Origin of the sequence: Flavobacterium supellecticarium, from assembly GCF_004801375.1 — a bacterium.
Taxonomy (GTDB): domain Bacteria; phylum Bacteroidota; class Bacteroidia; order Flavobacteriales; family Flavobacteriaceae; genus Flavobacterium; species Flavobacterium supellecticarium.
This window is the reverse complement of the sequence record NZ_SSNZ01000011.1, coordinates 18,819-36,782: the sequence shown is the minus strand read 5'-3', so window position 1 is coordinate 36,782 and position 17,964 is coordinate 18,819. Positions and strand designations below refer to the sequence as shown.

The 17,964-nt window shown below is 36.0% G+C and carries 17 protein-coding genes; 16 read left to right on the top strand and 1 reads right to left on the bottom strand.

The window, feature by feature from the left end; translation table 11 throughout:
* Nucleotides 1-14: 14 nt before the first annotated feature.
* The 16 genes from E6C50_RS16380 (at nucleotide 15) to E6C50_RS16305 (ending at nucleotide 16,549) form a co-directional block, all read left to right on the top strand.
* Nucleotides 15-1,703: a DUF6909 family protein gene (locus tag E6C50_RS16380; RefSeq protein WP_136404327.1), complete on the top strand. Its 1,689-nt coding sequence runs from the start codon at nucleotides 15-17 to the stop codon at nucleotides 1,701-1,703.
* Between the two features lie 16 nt (nucleotides 1,704-1,719).
* Complete coding sequence (locus E6C50_RS16375) at nucleotides 1,720-2,706, top strand: hypothetical protein (protein ID WP_136404326.1); 987 nt, start codon at nucleotides 1,720-1,722, stop codon at nucleotides 2,704-2,706.
* Nucleotides 2,707-2,708: 2 nt separating this feature from the next.
* Nucleotides 2,709-3,725, top strand: a complete 1,017-nt coding sequence (gene rfbB / locus E6C50_RS16370) for a dTDP-glucose 4,6-dehydratase (protein WP_136404325.1) — start codon at nucleotides 2,709-2,711, stop codon at nucleotides 3,723-3,725.
* A 26-nt stretch (nucleotides 3,726-3,751) separates the two neighbouring features.
* Entirely contained in the window at nucleotides 3,752-4,612 is an 861-nt protein-coding gene (rfbA, locus tag E6C50_RS16365; protein WP_136404324.1) for a glucose-1-phosphate thymidylyltransferase RfbA, read from the top strand.
* 4 nt (nucleotides 4,613-4,616) lie between these two features.
* Nucleotides 4,617-5,168 carry a dTDP-4-dehydrorhamnose 3,5-epimerase gene (gene rfbC / locus E6C50_RS16360; protein ID WP_136404323.1) on the top strand — a complete coding sequence of 184 codons (552 nt, stop codon included), beginning with the start codon at nucleotides 4,617-4,619 and terminating at the stop codon, nucleotides 5,166-5,168.
* Nucleotides 5,162-6,010, top strand: coding sequence for a dTDP-4-dehydrorhamnose reductase (gene rfbD, locus E6C50_RS16355; RefSeq protein ID WP_136404322.1), 849 nt, complete (start codon nucleotides 5,162-5,164; stop codon nucleotides 6,008-6,010). Before rfbC ends, rfbD begins: the two co-directional genes overlap by 7 nt.
* A gap of 64 nt (nucleotides 6,011-6,074) precedes the next feature.
* Nucleotides 6,075-6,635 (top strand): hypothetical protein, encoded by a 561-nt coding sequence (locus E6C50_RS16350; protein WP_136404321.1) that lies wholly within the window; start codon nucleotides 6,075-6,077, stop codon nucleotides 6,633-6,635.
* 119 nt (nucleotides 6,636-6,754) lie between these two features.
* Nucleotides 6,755-7,942, top strand: coding sequence for an MATE family efflux transporter (locus E6C50_RS16345; RefSeq protein ID WP_136404320.1), 1,188 nt, complete (start codon nucleotides 6,755-6,757; stop codon nucleotides 7,940-7,942).
* A gap of 2 nt (nucleotides 7,943-7,944) precedes the next feature.
* Nucleotides 7,945-9,351: an O-antigen ligase family protein gene (locus tag E6C50_RS16340; protein ID WP_136404319.1), complete on the top strand. Its 1,407-nt coding sequence runs from the start codon at nucleotides 7,945-7,947 to the stop codon at nucleotides 9,349-9,351.
* Entirely contained in the window at nucleotides 9,351-10,148 is a 798-nt protein-coding gene (locus E6C50_RS16335; RefSeq protein ID WP_136404318.1) for a glycosyltransferase family A protein, read from the top strand. Before E6C50_RS16340 ends, E6C50_RS16335 begins: the two co-directional genes overlap by 1 nt.
* On the top strand, nucleotides 10,142-11,350 hold the full coding sequence (locus E6C50_RS16330; protein ID WP_136404317.1) for an O-antigen ligase family protein: 1,209 nt from the start codon (nucleotides 10,142-10,144) through the stop codon (nucleotides 11,348-11,350). Before E6C50_RS16335 ends, E6C50_RS16330 begins: the two co-directional genes overlap by 7 nt.
* Nucleotides 11,337-12,458 (top strand): glycosyltransferase, encoded by a 1,122-nt coding sequence (locus E6C50_RS16325; RefSeq protein WP_136404316.1) that lies wholly within the window; start codon nucleotides 11,337-11,339, stop codon nucleotides 12,456-12,458. Before E6C50_RS16330 ends, E6C50_RS16325 begins: the two co-directional genes overlap by 14 nt.
* A 134-nt stretch (nucleotides 12,459-12,592) precedes the next feature.
* Complete coding sequence (locus E6C50_RS16320; protein ID WP_230979025.1) at nucleotides 12,593-13,213, top strand: class I SAM-dependent methyltransferase; 621 nt, start codon at nucleotides 12,593-12,595, stop codon at nucleotides 13,211-13,213.
* Between the two features lie 233 nt (nucleotides 13,214-13,446).
* Nucleotides 13,447-14,430 (top strand): UDP-glucuronic acid decarboxylase family protein, encoded by a 984-nt coding sequence (locus E6C50_RS16315; protein WP_136404314.1) that lies wholly within the window; start codon nucleotides 13,447-13,449, stop codon nucleotides 14,428-14,430.
* Nucleotides 14,430-15,782, top strand: coding sequence for an exopolysaccharide biosynthesis polyprenyl glycosylphosphotransferase (locus E6C50_RS16310; RefSeq protein ID WP_136404313.1), 1,353 nt, complete (start codon nucleotides 14,430-14,432; stop codon nucleotides 15,780-15,782). The genes E6C50_RS16315 and E6C50_RS16310 overlap by 1 nt, the downstream gene beginning before the upstream one ends.
* Complete coding sequence (locus E6C50_RS16305; RefSeq protein ID WP_136404312.1) at nucleotides 15,782-16,549, top strand: glycosyltransferase family 2 protein; 768 nt, start codon at nucleotides 15,782-15,784, stop codon at nucleotides 16,547-16,549. Before E6C50_RS16310 ends, E6C50_RS16305 begins: the two co-directional genes overlap by 1 nt.
* Here the strand turns inward: E6C50_RS16305 and E6C50_RS16300 are convergent.
* On the bottom strand, nucleotides 16,544-17,854 hold the full coding sequence (locus E6C50_RS16300) for a phenylacetate--CoA ligase family protein (protein WP_136404311.1): 1,311 nt from the start codon (nucleotides 17,852-17,854) through the stop codon (nucleotides 16,544-16,546). The genes E6C50_RS16305 and E6C50_RS16300 overlap by 6 nt on opposite strands.
* Between the last annotated feature and the right edge of the window lie 110 nt (nucleotides 17,855-17,964).

Sequence of the window (17,964 nt, the reverse complement as noted above, 5' to 3'; positions counted from 1 at the left end):
TAAATAGAAAGCATATGAAAGAGATTAAAAACATTTCGCGCTCACGCGCACAGGAATCATCGGCAGCAATTGAACGTTTGTATATTACCATGCGTCATTTGTTTAACAGAGGATTCTACAAACCCATGGGCGTTTCGGGAGAAACATTACGGGAAGCCTTATTGTCTTTGCGTCCGGAAATATATGGGTCGATTGCGGAAGAAAAAGTAGAGTTAAACGGATTATTATATGTAATCGAACGTTTACCCATTGGTATTGAAGAATGCCGTTATATTAACCTGACATCAGATGAAGGCTATTCAAAGTCGCATTTTCAGGCGATAGTACCGCCAAAAAGAAGACGAAACTGTTACCGTATCGACGACGAACAGATGAATATCGAAATTACCCGTGGTCGTTCGGATATCTATGATATTTTAACGCACCTTACTTTTATTTTTATCGAATCACATAAAATTAAAGACCGGGTATTAATCGACGAAGATGGTCGTTTAACGCGTGACTGGGAAAAACTGGAGCAGGTTATCCTTCAGAATAAAAAACTGACGTTGGTAGAACGCGAAAAAGCGATTTCGCATGTATCGAATATTTTAGGAAGAACCTTTGCTGAGGTATTGGATATTTACGACAGTTTTGCAACCCAACAGGCACCGGAACGTTTCCTACACATTATTTACTGGTTAGGAAAACTGGCGATAGAAGAGGTGGTCGATAATAACAAACGAACTATTACTTTTAGCCCGATTCTGAGAGAACGTTTGGGTCACCATATCCATGGAGAGATCTGGGCGAATAACATCAAAAAAGTTTTACTGAAAAATAAATTAATCCACCGTCCGATTCATGTGATCAGTGCGAATATGCACAGTGTGATGAATTCCTTATTTGCGACACACGTATTAAAAGGAAAATTCAAAGACCAGTCGGATTTTGTGATTTACGAAGAATTGAGCAAATCGTCCAATAATGATTTACGTTCTAAAGCGGAAGAATTCGCGATAAAACACGGTATGATTTCACTTCCGGATACTTCGGGAACCAACATTGATGTTCAGATTTTCGATACGGCAAAAATTGACTGGAACAAATCGGCATTTCCAAATGCAAAAGTCGAAGGCGAACATCCGGTAATTATCGTGATGGATTACGCCTTTGGTGAGCAGGCTTACGAAACGATCGACGAACTCTTAAAACCGTATAAAGACGGACAGGAAAAAGTACTCCTGAACGTAGAATCGGTTTCGATTATGGGGAAAGCCGGTATTTTAGAAGGAGGAAAAGGCGACATTATGATTCCGTCGGCACATATCAACGAAGGAACGGGAGATAACTATCCGTTTGACAACGAGCTTTCGGCCGAAATGTTCGAAGGAAATGAGATTCCGGTTTTTGCAGGACCAATGATAACGGTATTAGGAACATCGTTACAAAATAAAGACCTGCTAAAATTTTTCCACGAATCGACTTGGGGTGTGATTGGACTGGAAATGGAAGGCGCCTACTATCAGAAAGCCATCCAGTCGGCTTCCAAAATTAGAAAAAGTATCCCGTCAAATGTAAAAGTGCGTTATGCGTATTATGCCTCGGATAACCCATTGGAAACAGGAAGTACATTAGCTTCGGGAGGATTAGGAACAACCGGAGTTAAACCAACCTATTTAATTACAATTAAGATTTTAGAACAAATTTTTAATATAAAATAAAACCTATCCACTTACTATGAATAATAACTCTAATTCGACTCAGTCAGAAGATCAGGAAATCGATTTATCACATCTTTCAAAAAAAATTGGAAACTTATTTCAATCTTTTTTAGATTGGATTTTTGATGGGATACTATTTTTTAAACGCAATATTATCATTATCTCTATTTTGTTCGTTTTGGGAGCCGGATTAGGATTTTATCTGGACAAAGCAGAACGGGTATATAACAATCAGATCATTGTAATCCCCAATTTTGAAAGTGTCGACTATCTGTATTCGAAAGTAGAGTTATTAAATGCCAAAATCAAAGAGCGCGATTATCCGTTTTTAGAAAAACTAGGAATAAAAGATGCGGATAAAATATCGAGAATAGAAGTAGAACCGATTGTTGATATCTACAGATTTATTGATAACAGCGAAGAAAACTTCCAGATGATCAAATTGATGGCCGAAGATGGAGATATCAAAAAGATATTGGAAGACAATGTGACGAGTAAGAATTACAAATTCCATACCATATCGTTTATCACACATGGATTAACAAACAGAACGATGACGTTGGAACCGTTAATGAAATTCTTTAATGACAGTGATTATTACAGAACGATTCAAAAAGAAAGAATTGGAAACCTGGAGTTAAAAATTAAAACAAATCAGGAAACGATTAACCAGATCAATGGTATTTTAAATCAGTTTTCTTTAAATACGAGTTCGCAACAAAAGAGCGACAAGTTGGTTTATTATAATGAAAACACGCAGTTGAATGACGTGATCAAAACAAAAGATCAACTGGTAAATGAGTTAGGTTATCTGAATGTTCAGATGCACAACTATAAAGAAATTATAAAGGAAAGCAGCTCGATAATCAATGTACGCAATACCAAATCGGTTAATGGTAAAATGAAACTGGTTTTACCAGTACTTTTTGTCGGACTGTTTTTATTAGCCGGAATGCTGCGTTCTTTCTATAAAAAACAAATGATTAAAAGAAACTTAGCATAAGCATGAAAAACATATTAATAACCGGAGGTGCGGGATTTATAGGCGCTAATTTTGTAACTTATTTTATAGAAGAGAATCCGGATATAAACGTAATTAATTTAGACAAGCTGACGTATGCCGGCGATTTGGCCAATCTGGAAGAGGTGACCAATAACAGTCGGTATACCTTTGTACAAGGCGATATTTGCGATCGTGAATTGATCGAGACGCTTTTTGAAAAATATGATTTTTCGGATGTGATCCATTTTGCAGCCGAATCGCATGTGGATAATTCAATTTCCGGACCGGAAGCGTTTATCCGTACGAATGTTGTGGGAACATTTAATCTGTTGGATGTAGCCCGTAAGCATTGGATGAAGGGACCGAATGAATATAAAGAAGGATATAAGCAATCGCGTTTCCATCATATTTCCACCGATGAGGTTTATGGAACCTTAGGTACGACCGGATTGTTTACAGAAGAAACGCCTTATGCGCCCAATAGTCCATATTCGGCTTCAAAAGCCTCTTCCGATATGATTGTAAGAAGTTATTTTCATACCTATGGAATGCAGGTGGTTACGACCAATTGTTCCAATAATTATGGTCCAAAGCAGCACAATGAAAAGCTGATTCCAACGATTATACGCAAAGCCATTTCCGGAGAAAATATTCCGATTTATGGTAACGGACAAAATGTAAGAGACTGGTTGTATGTGTTGGATCACTGTAAAGGAATCGAATTGGTTTTTAAAAATGGAAAAGCAGGCGAAACCTATAATATCGGAGGTCGAAACGAGCGAAACAATCTGTATATTGCCAATACAATTTGTGAGATTTTGGATGAAATGCACCCAAAAGCCGAAAGCAGTTATAAAACACAGATTGTTTTTGTAAAAGACCGGCCGGGACACGATTTGCGATATGCGATCGATGCCACTAAGATTGAAACGGAACTGGGATGGAAAGCCGATGAAAATTTCGAAACCGGAATTCGCAAAACCATTGCCTGGTATCTGGACAAATTCGACAAAAAATAATAAAAGCTAAATAATCATTTAATAACATGAAAGGGATAATATTAGCAGGAGGCTCCGGCACCCGATTACACCCGCTTACGCTGGCCGTGAGCAAACAGTTAATGCCAATCTATGATAAGCCGATGATTTATTATCCGCTTTCGACATTAATGTGGGCCGGAATCCGTGAAATATTGATCATTTCAACGCCACATGATTTACCGTTATTCCGTCAATTATTAGGCGACGGAAGTAAACTGGGTTGTCATTTTGAATATGCCATACAGGAACACCCGAATGGACTGGCGGAAGCCTTTATTATTGGTAAAGATTTTATTAAAGACGATAAAGTGGCCCTGATTTTAGGGGACAATATTTTTTATGGAACAGGATTGGCCGAATTACTTCAGGCGAATAACAATCCGAATGGTGGAATTATTTATGCGTATCACGTACTGGATCCGGAGCGTTATGGTGTAGTTGATTTTGATAAAGACGGAAAAGTACTTTCAATAGAAGAAAAACCGATTTACCCAAAATCAAATTATGCGGTACCGGGGATTTATTTTTATGATAATGATGTCGTGTCGATAGCTGAAAATATCAAACCAAGTAATCGCGGAGAACTGGAAATAACCGATGTCAACAAAGAATACCTGGAAAGAGGAAAGCTTCAGGTGAGTATTTTAGACCGCGGAACCGCCTGGCTCGACACCGGAACATTCCAGTCGTTAATGCAAGCCGGACATTTTGTACAGGTTATCGAAGAACGTCAGGGATTAAAAATCGGAGCTATCGAAGAAGCGGCCTATCGAATGGGATTTATTGATGCCGAACAATTACAGCTTTTGGCAGAACCGTTATTAAAAAGCGGATATGGAAAACACTTACTAAGCATATTAGAATAAAAAAATGACAATTACCCCTACAAGACTATCCGGTTGTTATATACTCGATCCCAAAGTGATTCAGGATGCGAGAGGTTATTTTATGGAAAGTTTTAATGAAAAAACATTCCGTGAAGCAACCGGCGAAGCCGTTCATTTTGTACAGGACAACCAATCGTTTTCGTCCAGAGGCGTCCTACGGGGTTTACATTATCAGACCGGAGAACATGCACAGGCAAAACTGGTACGTGTTTTACAGGGAGAAGTTTTGGATATCGCGGTAGACATTCGTCCGGAATCGGAAACCTATGGCCAGTATGTAGCCGAATTATTATCGGCCGAAAACCAAAAGCAATTATTTATCCCAAGAGGATTTGCACATGGTTTTTTAGTATTGAGCGAAACAGCGACGTTTTTTTATAAATGCGATAATTTTTACAATAAAGAATCCGAAGGCGGGATTATCTATAACGATCCAAGTCTGGCAATAGATTGGAAACTGGAAGCATCGGAATTATTGATTTCCGAAAAAGACCAATTCCTACCCACCTTGGATAAAGCCCGAAAAATATGGTAGTACTGGTAACCGGTGCATCCGGACAATTAGGGCAATCGCTACAATCCATTTCGGAAAACTATCCGGAAATGGACTTTATTTTTGCGTCGTCATCCGATCTGGATATTACGGATACGGAAAAAACCATCGCTTTTTTTCGGAAAACAAAACCGGCCTATTGTATTAATACGGCGGCGTATACTGCAGTTGATAAAGCCGAAAGCGAATCCGAAAAAGCATTTCAGATCAATGTAAAAGGATCACAAAATTTGGCGGAAGCCTGTGCCGAAACCAATACCGTTTTACTTCATGTTTCAACGGATTTTGTTTTTGATGGCGAAAAGACCACGCCTTATACCGAAGAAGATATTCCAAATCCAAAAGGTGTTTACGGAAAAACAAAATTAGAAGGGGAACAGGTTATTCAAGCGGCCTGGCCAAAACACTATATAGTAAGGACTTCCTGGGTGTATTCGGAATTCGGAAACAACTTTATGAAAACGATGCTACGACTGGCTTCCGAAAGGGATACTCTTAACGTGGTTGATGATCAGATTGGAACACCAACTTATGCGGTTGATTTGGCCGAAGCGCTCGTTGCAATAATCCGTTATGATTTCCAAAACGATACCAAGCCGTATGGCGTTTACAATTTTAGTAACGAAGGTGTTTGCAGTTGGTATGATTTCGCTAAAAAGATATTTGAAGTGAATCAAATAAGCATTTCGGTTAATCCAATTCCTACAACAGCATATCCTACACCGGCGCAAAGGCCTAAGTATAGCGTATTGGATAAATACAAAATAAAGACTACTTTTGGTATCACCATTAACAGTTGGGAAAAGACATTACGACATCATTAAATTTTTAATCGAATATAGTATAGGTATAATAAAATACTATATTTTTGCCCAAAAAATAAGCATTATGAAAACAAAAATTATTATAGCAGGTTTATTTTTATCCTTTTTAACGATTTCCTGTAAAAACGAGGAAAAAAAGGCAGATACTACAACTGAAGCGGTAAAAGAAGTGGTTCAGGAGAACACATTTGATGTTTCTGTAGACATGATTATCAAAAAAGACGATGATTTGATTCTGTATTACAAAGACGGATCTAACGAGTGGTTTGATGACGACCATGTAGTTTGGATGGGCGTTAAAGGGAAAAATGAGGTTCAAACGGTGACTTTTAAATTACCGGAAGGCATTGTTCCGATCGATTTGCGATTGGATGTTGGAAGAAATGAAGACAAAGGTCAGGAGCCAATTTCAATTAAAAAATATAAAATTACCTATCTTGATAAATCGTTCGAAGTAAACGAAAACCAGCTTTTGGAATATTTAAAACCGAATCAGTGTATTAAATATGATGCTGCGACAAAATTATTCACCTTACAAAAAGATGACAAAGGGTATTACGATCCGTATTTTGAAAGCACCAAAGCATTTTACCCTCAAATCGCCAAGATTGCGGCAAACTTATAATTAGATAAAAATAAAATATAGAATAAGGTTAACTTTATATTTTAGTTAACCTTATTTATTTTTAACACCATATATTTTTTGTTTTGATTAAAATTATACTTCGAAAAACACTTAATCATTTGTCTTTAATTATATTAATGGTTGGAGCTATTTGTTTTTTTGGAGCGAATATTTTATTAAAAAAAAAATTAACGATAACAGAATATGGGGAGTACTCCATACTCGTAAGTTATTTTTCACTGGGATTTATCTACGGCCTTTTAGGATTGGAACAGGTTTTCATACGCTTTTCACAGGCACCCAGCAGAGGAAAAATAATCACCCAGCGTTTTCAGATTAAGACAATAATTACTACAGTACTCACAACCTCGGTACTAAGCACCATTCTTTTTTATTGGTTTTACAGTGAAATATTACCGAATATACTATTAGTATTTCTGAGCACGGTATCGATGACATCGTTGATGTATTTTTTTTCGGCTTTCCGACTAAATACCGACTTTGTATTTGCGCAATTCATATCCAATTTATGGCGTATAGCACTGTTAATTTTGGCGGTATCGTTATTCTTATTTCGGGGAACTAATGCTTCCGATTTTATATTATATGGCTTGTGTTATAGTATTATACTTTGTTTTTTACTGGCTGTTTATTATTATCGTAAAGAGATAAAACTGGAGTTTAACGAGGCGTTCACTAAAAAAGAGATATTGATCTCGGGATTTCATTTTTGTATTGCGATAACCTCTTTTTCTTTGATTACATTTGGAGATCGTTTTTTAATAGAGAACAAATTAGGAATTGAAAACTTTGGAGAATATTTTTATCTGACGAATTTTTTTTTAGCGCCATATACCATTCTACAAAACTATGTTGGATTCAAACAACTGATATTATTTAAAGCCAATTTTAATAAAAAGTACTTTTCGGAATTTAACAGGAAAGCTATTTTATTTGGCTTACTGTTAGGATTTTTATTAGCATTAGGGGTTTATATTCTGAACAGTTTGAGAATTATTGATATAAATATACAGGAACATTGGAGTACAATATTATTGATTTTGTTAACCGGAATCTTACGATTGTATTCCTCTTCCATAAATTCGGCTTTTGAGGCAAGAACTTCAATTGAAACCTTACGGAAGGCCAATATTTATATAGCATCGCTTACGGTGATTTTGATTTTAATAATATTTCTTTTTATTAATTCGATCGATATGATACTGATATGTATCAGTTTGATTTGGTTCCTTAGAAGTGTCATACACCGACATTTATTGATGCACCAGATGAAAACCATACTATAGAGATGATAACATTAAAAAATATTTATAAGCTATTATTTTTACTGGGTATTTTTTTTATTCCGTTTAATTCTTTTGAAGGAATTAAGGAATTGGGAGAATTCAAAAAAGAATCTGGGGCCTACTTTTTACTGCTGGGTTTGGTCTTTTTAGGATTGGATATACTCCTCAGTAGAAAGATTTCGATTCCCTATAAAAATTATATTATAACTATTCTTTGGGTTTTTCTGTTATGGTGTATTTTTAGTGTAGTAGTAAATTTTCCGTTTATTCAGGAGAGTTACTATAAAAAAACAACGGGAATCAACCGGTTTATTCGGCAATACTTTGTGATCATCATGTCGGGTGTTGCTTTTTTTATGTTATACTGGAATGTAATTGTAAAAATGTCGGCAAAAGAAATTTTGCTCATGATACGGAAAGTCTTTTTATATTCTTTCATCGTTGTATCGATCTACGGCTTTTTGGAAATTTTATATATCTATTTTGGAGTATATCCGGCTTATACATTACTGCGTTTATTTGATTACTTTCCTTTTACAGAATACGATTATGATGTAAACCGAAGAATCTCATCGGTTACTTTCGAAGCACCGGCATTAGGCCTTTATTTAATAACCGTTGCCGGATGGATGTTTAGTTATATCATCACACATAAAGGATATGTCCGTTACATCCCAACATTAGTGGTGATCATACTCACCTATTATTCCGGATCCAGAACAGCACTTATTGTTATTACATTACAAGCGGTGGTTTTCTTTGGGATTATTTTAAACAACCGACAAAAATTAATGGCAATTTCAGGAATAGCAGCTATGTTTGTTCTCTTTGGAACCATGATTGTGGTGTTTAAAGGAGATAAAATAATAAATGATATGGGGAAGAAGTTGGAATCTCTTGACTTTAAAAGCAATTTAAAGAAAAATATATCCAATCAATCCCGGTTTGGTATCCAATATGCGAATATGATGGTTTTTAAAGAAAACCCTATAGTGGGCGTTGGTTACGGACAACAGGCCTTTCATGCGTTAAATTATTATCCGATATGGGCCAAAAAAGACAATTATGAATTTCCCTATATTTATCTAAACAAAAACAATCCGATGTTTCCGCCGGGATATAATATCTATGTTCGTTTATTGGCAGAGACGGGTATTATTGGTTTTTCGATTTTTATATATTTGTTATATCAGATAGGAAAGCAAAGCGTAAGGATTATCAAAAATAGCGAAGATGAAATAAAGATTTTAGGAATCATCATACTGGTAAGTCTTATCGGATTTATAATGAACTGGTTTCAGTCCGATACGTTTCGGATGTATGGATTTTGGATTTGCCTAGCAATATTGATCCGAATATCCGACCTGAATGCGATTCAAAACAAGTTAAATAAAAATACACACAAATAATGACACCATTAGTTAGCGTAGTAATCCCTGTTTATAACGCACAATCAACAATTATACAGACGATACAATCGGTAATCAACCAAACCTATACGAATATTGAACTGATTTTGATTGATGATGGATCGAAAGACAACTCCAATAGTATAATGAAAGATTATATTGCTAATTCGGATCGAAACATTAAATTAGTAACGAAAGAAAACGGAGGTGTTTCTTCTGCCAGAAATAGGGGAATTGACGAAGCGACGGGAGAATTTATAGCCTTTTTGGACAGTGACGATGAGTGGTTGCCAGAGAAAATAGCAACTCAAATGACTGTTTTTCGTGAGAATCCAAATATTGACTGTTTGGGAACAAACATGAATCAGGAAGTACATAAAAAGATGTTCGGAGTACAATTTGAACGATTAACAAAAATCACTCCGCGATTAATGTTACTAAAAAACTTTTTATGTATTCAGACCACATTAACAAAAAAAGCAGTAATCGATGATATCGGCTATTTTTATACCGATCAGGATAATGAAGACTCCAATATGATGATCCGTGTTGCCAATAAGTACAACAGCTATTTATTAAACGAACCCTTTGTACTTTACGGAAACGGAAAACCGGTTTATGGCCATTCCGGATTAAACTCCCGTTTGTGGGAAATGGAGAAAGGCGAATTAAAAAACGTTTCCATGGCTGTTAGAATGAAGATTATTAGACCAATTGAATACCCGTTATTTGCAGGATTCAGCTTGTTAAAATACTATCGGAGAGTTCTCGTAACCTTTTTCAGACGAATATGCTAACGATAAAAAACTATTTAAACCAATCGTACGACTACCTCCTTATTGCGTTGATTCTGATCCTTCCTTTTTCCAAAGGATTGCCAAATGTAATATTGGGATTGCTGGCATTGGTTTTTATACTGGATTATAAAAAAAAATACTTCCAAGAGTATTTCCAGTCTCCGTTACCCTATTTAGCTGTTTTAATTTTATATGTTAGCGGACAGGCACTTATTAACGGTACTTTTATGTTGGATCTTAACATTTATAAAAAGTACTTTTATCTGATCCTACTTCCGATACTTTTTTTTAAGATCAATAATATCCAACGGTTTAAAATACTGTCGTTGATCGCGATTAATGCTTCAATTATAGGATGTCTATTCCGAATTTTTAAATTTTATTCGAAGTTTAAATTTTTCCCGTTTGCCGATGGTTGGACCACCAATTTTGTATTATTACAGGAAAGGCCGTATATGGGTGTTTTCTGTGTTATCGGAATTATTCTGGCATTTGAACAACTCCATAAAAAAAACAAAGGCAAATATTTCTATTTGTTCAGCATTCTTTTTTCACTTGCCTTTATTCTATTTATAACTGTTAGAATGGCCATGATAACCGTATTGGTTTTGTTTATAATCTACCTGTTCGGATACTTAAAAAGTAATACGATACGAAAAAGGCTCATTCTTGCTGGATTTATACTTTTTCTGGGGACTGTATTTATGCTGAATAAAAACATTTCGAAACGATTTTTTATCAACAGTACACTAGAAAAAACAATCGAAAACATTAAACAATCCGAGCCTCGGGTAATCATTTTTGGCTGTTCGGGAAAAATAGTACAGCAAGACGATTTCTCTTTTTTATTTGGTTTTGATTCCTACACGAAAATTAGCGAACGACTCGTTGCCTGCTACGATGACTCGATTGAAGACTACTCCAGAAAAAGCTGGTTTTTGGAAAGCAAATTTAACTCCCATTGCCAGTTTATCGATTTTTACCTGATAGGAGGCATTATAGGACTACTCCTTTTTGTAACGTTTATTATAAAAACCTTTCTCTATAGTTATAAAGATTTTTTTGCAATGGCTGTTTTTGCTGCTTTTGTGATGTTTTTAATAGTTGAGAATGTTTTTTACAGGCAATTCGGCTGTTATATTTTCTCTATATTTGTTTCACTATATATAATAAACGTAAGCAGGATTGATGGAAAGAGTTAAAATTGCACACATATTACATTCTGTTGGAGGAGTAGATGTATATTTAAGACTGATTTTAGAAAATGTAGACCGTAATAAAATAGAAAACATTGTAGTTCATGGTGAATCCGATACACAAAAGGAATTTGTGGATAAAGAAGGAAAGACCATAAAAAATTATAAGACTACCATTATTCGTAATATTTCTTTTTTTAAAGATTTCAATGCGATACGTAACACCTATAAAATTTTAAAAAAAGAAAAGCCGGATATTATCCATGCCCATAGTGCCAAGGGAGGTGTTATTGGTAAGATAGTAGGGAAGCTTTTGGGTGTTAAAATCCTGTATACACCACATGCGTTTTCGTATTTAAGTGCGCAGAGTAATCTAAAGCGAAACATTTTTCTAACCATTGAAAAAAATCTGGCAAATGGAAACAGTACAGTTTTGGCTACTTCGGATTCTGAAAAAAACAGAGCGATAAAGGAAGTAGGCTATAAGCCGGAAAAGGTTATCGTTTTTAATAATTGTATTGAACCGATAGGCGAAATACAACCCTTATCGATACCAAAAACCTGGCCGGATGAATATATTTGTTGTGTAGGACGACCATCATATCAAAAAAACATTGAGCTGATGATCGAAATCTTGTACGAACTAAAAAAAGTAAGGCCAATACATTTACTGGTTATCGGAGTAGGACATCATTCCGATCAGTTGGAATCCGTAAAAAGCCTGATCAAAGAAAGAGATATGACAGCGTATGTAACCTTAATTGACTGGACCAGCAGAGAGGACGTTTTTAATTTAGTGAGCCAATCAAAAATGTATATCTCGACATCCCGTTATGAAGGAATGCCATATTCCATAATCGAAAGTCTGGCATTATCCAAACCCTCGGTCGTTAGCGATTGCGACGGTAACAGAGATTTAATAGTGGACGGATATAATGGATATATAGTAAAAAATAATAATATCGAAGAATTTAAAGATCGGATTTTGGAATTGATCAATGATGAACAAAAGCGTAAGGAATTTTCAGCAAATGCCTATCAGTCTTTTTCGGATCATTTTAATATTAAAAACAACATTTCCAAATTAGAATCGATATATTCTAACTTTAGATAATTTTATCTAAATGAAAGCACTATTTTATGACGAAAGACACAATTAAACAGATCATACAAAAAGAAAAATTTCAACCGGGATTATTAGGTTTTTTTATAAATCATAACTTTTTTATTCGACACGCTTTAAAAAGTATGATAAAGGAAAAATCCAAATTATTAACCGGAGAGCTATTGGATTTTGGTTGTGGGAACAAACCGTATTTGAATTATTTTGGACATCTAAATAAATATATCGGAGTTGACTTAAAAATAGAAGGAAGGGATGAAAACCATAAATACGTAGATCGATTTTATGATGGACATGTTATACCTTTCGAAGACAATCATTTCGACAGCTTGCTATGTACGGAAGTGTTAGAACATGTTTTTAACATCGACGAGTTATTAAAGGAAATGAATCGGGTTTTAAAACCAAACGCGACGGCTTTAATAACCACTCCTTTTATGTGGGAAGAACATGAAATGCCGCATGATTTTGCTCGATATACGACACCGGCGTTAAAACATTTGTATGCATCGAATGGTTTTGAGGTCGTTGAAAATCATAAAACCGGGAATCATGTATTGGTCCTTTTTCAATTCACATTAAATTACCTGAATAATATTTTGCCCAAAAACAAACTCGTAAAACAAATATTAATGGTACCGTTTATTTTTACCATTAATATATTGGGTAGTATTTTTGGTACAATTCTTCCCAAATCTAAGACAGTATATTTCAATAACATTTTTGTACTGCGGAAAATAAAATAAGGAATCCCCTTACACCATATTTTACCCTTTATAAGGAGTCATCAAAAACAGTATTTTTATGATTCCTTAAAATAGTATTTGTTGAAAATTTAACAAGCGCAACAATTCTGTAACGCCAGGTTTTATAATGCAAGCAGGTCGATGTCAATAAATAATTAAATCTGAAATTTTGTACGACTTAACTAGCTTGATACATATGTTTTTTTTTATCTTGCATGGATTAATTGGAATACATGAAAAGAATATTAATTACAGGAGCAGCAGGGTTTTTAGGATCACATTTATGCGACAGATTTATTGCGGAAGGATACTTTGTGATTGGGATGGACAATCTGATCACGGGAGACTTAAAAAATATTGAGCATTTGTTTAAAAATCAAAATTTTGAGTTTTACCACCACGATATAACCAAGTTCGTACATGTTCCGGGTCAATTAGACTATATACTGCATTTTGCCTCTCCGGCAAGTCCGATCGATTATCTTAAAATTCCAATACAAACCTTAAAAGTAGGATCGTTAGGAACGCACAATCTGTTAGGATTAGCCCGTGTAAAAAAAGCAAGAATCTTAATTGCATCGACTTCAGAAGTATACGGCGATCCGTTAGTACATCCGCAAACAGAAGAATATTATGGAAATGTAAATACCATCGGGCCACGAGGTGTATATGATGAAGCCAAGCGTTTTCAGGAATCCATTACAATGGCCTACCATACTTTCCATGGTGTAGAAACCCGTATTGTTCGGATTTTTAATACTTACGGACCGCGAATGCGTTTAAACGACGGTCGTGTTATTCCGGCATTCATTGGTCAGGCATTACGTGGTGAAGACCTTACTATTTTTGGAGACGGTTCGCAAACCCGTTCGTTCTGTTATGTAGACGATCAGGTGGAAGGGATTTTCCGATTACTACACTCAGACTACGTATTGCCGGTTAACATTGGTAATCCGGATGAAATTACGATAAAAGACTTTGCTGAAGAAATCATCAAACTTACCGGAACAGATCAAAAAGTAGTGTATCGTCCATTACCAGTTAATGATCCGTTACAGCGACAGCCAGATATTACTAAGGCAAGAGAAATCCTGGGTTGGGAACCGAAAGTATCCCGTTCCGAAGGAATGAAAATTACCTATGAGTATTTCAAATCATTATCGACAGAGGAATTATTAAAAGAAGAGCATAAGGATTTTTCTAAATATATATTTTAGTGCGTAGAACTACCGGCCGGTATTCCGGATATATTAGACCTTTTTCTTATTTGTTGGATTTGATTATCATCAATATTCTGACAGGGGTTTTATTACCCGAAACAATAGGATTTTATTATAATATATTCATCAGTATCACCTGGATTACCATTGCGCTGAATATTGGTTTTTATGAAGTCTATCGTTATACAAAAGCGATCGAGATATTTGGGAAAATACTAAAACAATATGCGTTGTTCCTGGTATTTAGTTTTGCCTATATCGGGTATTTCTCCAAATATTCCCAACCTTCGGAAACCATAAAATACACCACAACTGCAATGGCACTGGTCGCAGCGTTTAAATTTGCAGTATTTTATTTTCTAAAACGGTTTCGGGTTGTTTTCGGTGGAAATTTCCGCAGAGTGATCATCGTCGGACAAAGTAAAAATATATGCCAACTTCAGGAATTTTTTATCGAGAATCCCGATTATGGCTATAAACTGGAAAAGGTATTTCATTTCGACAAAAATGAATCAACCGAAAACATAGAGTCATGCTTTAAGTTTGCTCTGGATCGGGATATAGATGAAATTTATTGTTCCCTGCAGGATTTATCCAATTCACAAGTAAGTAAGTTTGTCGACTTTACGGATAACAATCTGAAGTTACTGAAGTTTTTACCGGACAGTAAAGAAATCCTTTCCCGTAATTTGGTGTACGACTACTACGGCTATATTCCTATTATATCGATGCGAAACATTCCGCTGGACAAGCCGTTTAATAAAATTATAAAAAGAGTTTTCGATATTTTTTTCTCACTATTAATTATCATTGGATTACTTTCCTGGTTAACACCATTGTTAGCCATTCTGATAAAAATGGAATCCAGAGGGCCGATATTCTTTAAACAAAAGCGAAACGGACTCAACTACAAAGAGTTTAACTGCTATAAATTCCGATCGATGCGACCGAATGAAATCGCCGATTTGGAACAGGTTTCTAAAAACGACCCCCGAATTACCAGAATCGGACGTTTTATTCGTAAGACGAGTATCGACGAATTACCGCAATTTTTTAATGTGATCCTTGGCGATATGTCGGTTGTAGGGCCACGACCACACATGGTGAGTCATACCGAAATGTATGCCCGAAGTGTGGATAAATTTATGGTACGCCATTTTATCAAACCCGGAATTACCGGATTGGCACAAACCAATGGATATCGAGGCGAAGTAGAAACGAACTACGACATCATTAATCGGGTGAAATACGATATTTTCTATTTGGAAAACTGGTCGCTTTTACTCGATATCAAAATTATTTATCTTACCGTTTACAACGCTATTAAAGGAGACGAAAAAGCCTATTAATGTCACAGCGGGTTTCCATAATAACACCAACATTTAATTCGGCGCAATTTATAAGCGAAACGATCCTGTCGGTTCAAAACCAGACGTATCCGGATTGGGAAATGCTTATTGTGGACGACGCTTCGACGGATGAAACCGTAACCATAGTCAAAACATTTGCGGAACAGGACAACCGGATTCGACTGTACGAATTGGATCGTAATTCGGGTGCCGGAGTAGCACGAAATCAGGCATTGGAAAAAGCCACTGGTCGGTATATAGCTTTTTTGGATGCCGATGATTTGTGGAAACCGGAAAAACTGGAAAAACAGCTCGCTTTTTTAGCACAAAACAAACTCCCTTTTACCTTTTCATTTTACGATTGTATTGATGAAAATGGCGTCCCGTTACAAAAAAGAATCAAAGCACCTGTACGACTTCGTTACCGACAATTGTTCTTTTGCAATTTTATAGGAAACCTAACTGGACTATACGATACGGACTATTTTGGAAAAATTCCGATCGCCTCCTTCCGTAAACGTCAGGACTGGATCGTCTGGTTAACCATTTTAAAACAGATAAAAACGGCACAACCCGTTCCGGAAAGTCTGGCATTTTACCGAATCCGAAAAGACTCGATTTCGGCGTCAAAAGGAAGTCTTTTAAAACACAATTACCGAATATACCGCGATTTCCATAGGAAAAGCAGTGTCGTAGCCTTTTTTTGTATGATAGGATTTTTGTTTACCCAATTGCTGATCAAACCCCGTTTTATAGCGAAATTATAGCAACGACTGGAATTGTTTTAGCTTCCCTCTGTTGGATCGGGCTAAGGTCGTTTTCCGATTAAAAATAAAAGTAAGTCCGGTTTCCAGATACAGCGCAATGGCAGCTTCAATCTTCTGAATCTGATCCGCTGTTAATTCAAAATCACTCACATAATCGATCTCAAAAGTATCCCGCTGGATTTGTTTGATGATAAATTCCTTTACATTACCATCGTCTTCGATAATACTTTTGGTAATATAATAAAACGTAAGTCCCGGTGCTTTTTTACCACTTGGCAAAATGGCTACATCATTCGTGCGTCCCGTTAGTTTTTTTAAAATTGTTTTTTTAGCCGTACTCGATTCGTCCAATGCGCCGATATCACCAATGTCATAACGAATAAAAGGATGTGCTTTATTGTATAAAGACGTAATCACAATACGACCTTCCTGACCGTTTGGAACCGGCTTATTTTGCTCGTCTAGAATTTCCACAAATAGCGTTTCGGTATTCACCTGCCATTCGCCCTCGGGATTCTGAAAGGCGATCAGATCCAATTCGGATGCGCCATATTCGTTTACGATTGGAATGCCAAATTGTGTTTCCAGTAAAATTTTATCCTCCTCAAAAAGCATTTCCGAAGTGACCATACAAACCTTTAACGTTGGACAAACGGTTTTAAGTACGATATTCCGCGCCTTTAAAAACTTGGCAAACAAAACAATCGAACTGGTATACCCGTTGATATAATCGAATTTTTGGGTTTTAAATTTTTCTAAAACCTGTTCCAGAAAACCGTCGGATAAATCAAATATCGGAAAGCGATAGCGGTTGCCTAAATAATCTTTTAAACGCTCTTTATAATAACCCGCTTTGTCCAATGGAATACCATAAAAACGCGCCTGATACGACGTGTTGAAATCGATACCATACCAACCGAAACGATAAAAAAAGGACGCCCAAGTTAGTGCATGTACATATTTATCTTTTGCAAAAATAAACGGATCACCACTGGAACCGGAGGTTTTATTGACAAACGTATTGGAAACGGTATACCCTTTGGAAAGACGGTTTTGCAAGGGTTGTTGCAACTCTTTTTTAGTTAGTACCGGTAAATCGGACCAGTTGTGATACGTCTTTTTTCCGACCAGTTTTTGGTAAAAAGAATTGTGTTCCAGATGGAATGTAGCGATTTCCTTTTGTTTAAAAGCGATATAATCCGGGTAGTCTTTTTCCGGAACAGCGCGAATGGATTCAAATTCCGATTGTGCTTTCTTCATCGGGAAACCACTGATTTTTAAAGATAAATCGAATAGTCGGAACACGGGTGTCAATTTTAGTCAAAGTTAGAAAAACAAATGAAGCAGCCTATAGGCTGATAAACTTTTTAGCATTAAAATTATAATATCCATTCAAAACGGAGTATTTTTGACGT

Excerpts from the sequence above, each read along its gene's own strand:
- E6C50_RS16320 (WP_230979025.1), top strand. The coding sequence starts at position 12,593 with ATGATAAAGGAAAAATCCAAATTATTAACCGGAGAGCTATTGGATTTT.
- E6C50_RS16315 (WP_136404314.1), top strand. The coding sequence starts at position 13,447 with ATGAAAAGAATATTAATTACAGGAGCAGCAGGGTTTTTAGGATCACAT.
- E6C50_RS16335 (WP_136404318.1), top strand. The coding sequence starts at position 9,351 with ATGACACCATTAGTTAGCGTAGTAATCCCTGTTTATAACGCACAATCA.
- E6C50_RS16350 (WP_136404321.1), top strand. The coding sequence starts at position 6,075 with ATGAAAACAAAAATTATTATAGCAGGTTTATTTTTATCCTTTTTAACG.
- rfbB (WP_136404325.1), top strand. The coding sequence starts at position 2,709 with ATGAAAAACATATTAATAACCGGAGGTGCGGGATTTATAGGCGCTAAT.
- rfbC (WP_136404323.1), top strand. The coding sequence starts at position 4,617 with ATGACAATTACCCCTACAAGACTATCCGGTTGTTATATACTCGATCCC.
- E6C50_RS16330 (WP_136404317.1), top strand. The coding sequence starts at position 10,142 with ATGCTAACGATAAAAAACTATTTAAACCAATCGTACGACTACCTCCTT.
- rfbD (WP_136404322.1), top strand. The coding sequence starts at position 5,162 with ATGGTAGTACTGGTAACCGGTGCATCCGGACAATTAGGGCAATCGCTA.
- E6C50_RS16340 (WP_136404319.1), top strand. The coding sequence starts at position 7,945 with ATGATAACATTAAAAAATATTTATAAGCTATTATTTTTACTGGGTATT.
- E6C50_RS16325 (WP_136404316.1), top strand. The coding sequence starts at position 11,337 with ATGGAAAGAGTTAAAATTGCACACATATTACATTCTGTTGGAGGAGTA.
- rfbA (WP_136404324.1), top strand. The coding sequence starts at position 3,752 with ATGAAAGGGATAATATTAGCAGGAGGCTCCGGCACCCGATTACACCCG.
- E6C50_RS16375 (WP_136404326.1), top strand. The coding sequence starts at position 1,720 with ATGAATAATAACTCTAATTCGACTCAGTCAGAAGATCAGGAAATCGAT.
- E6C50_RS16380 (WP_136404327.1), top strand. The coding sequence starts at position 15 with ATGAAAGAGATTAAAAACATTTCGCGCTCACGCGCACAGGAATCATCG.
- E6C50_RS16305 (WP_136404312.1), top strand. The coding sequence starts at position 15,782 with ATGTCACAGCGGGTTTCCATAATAACACCAACATTTAATTCGGCGCAA.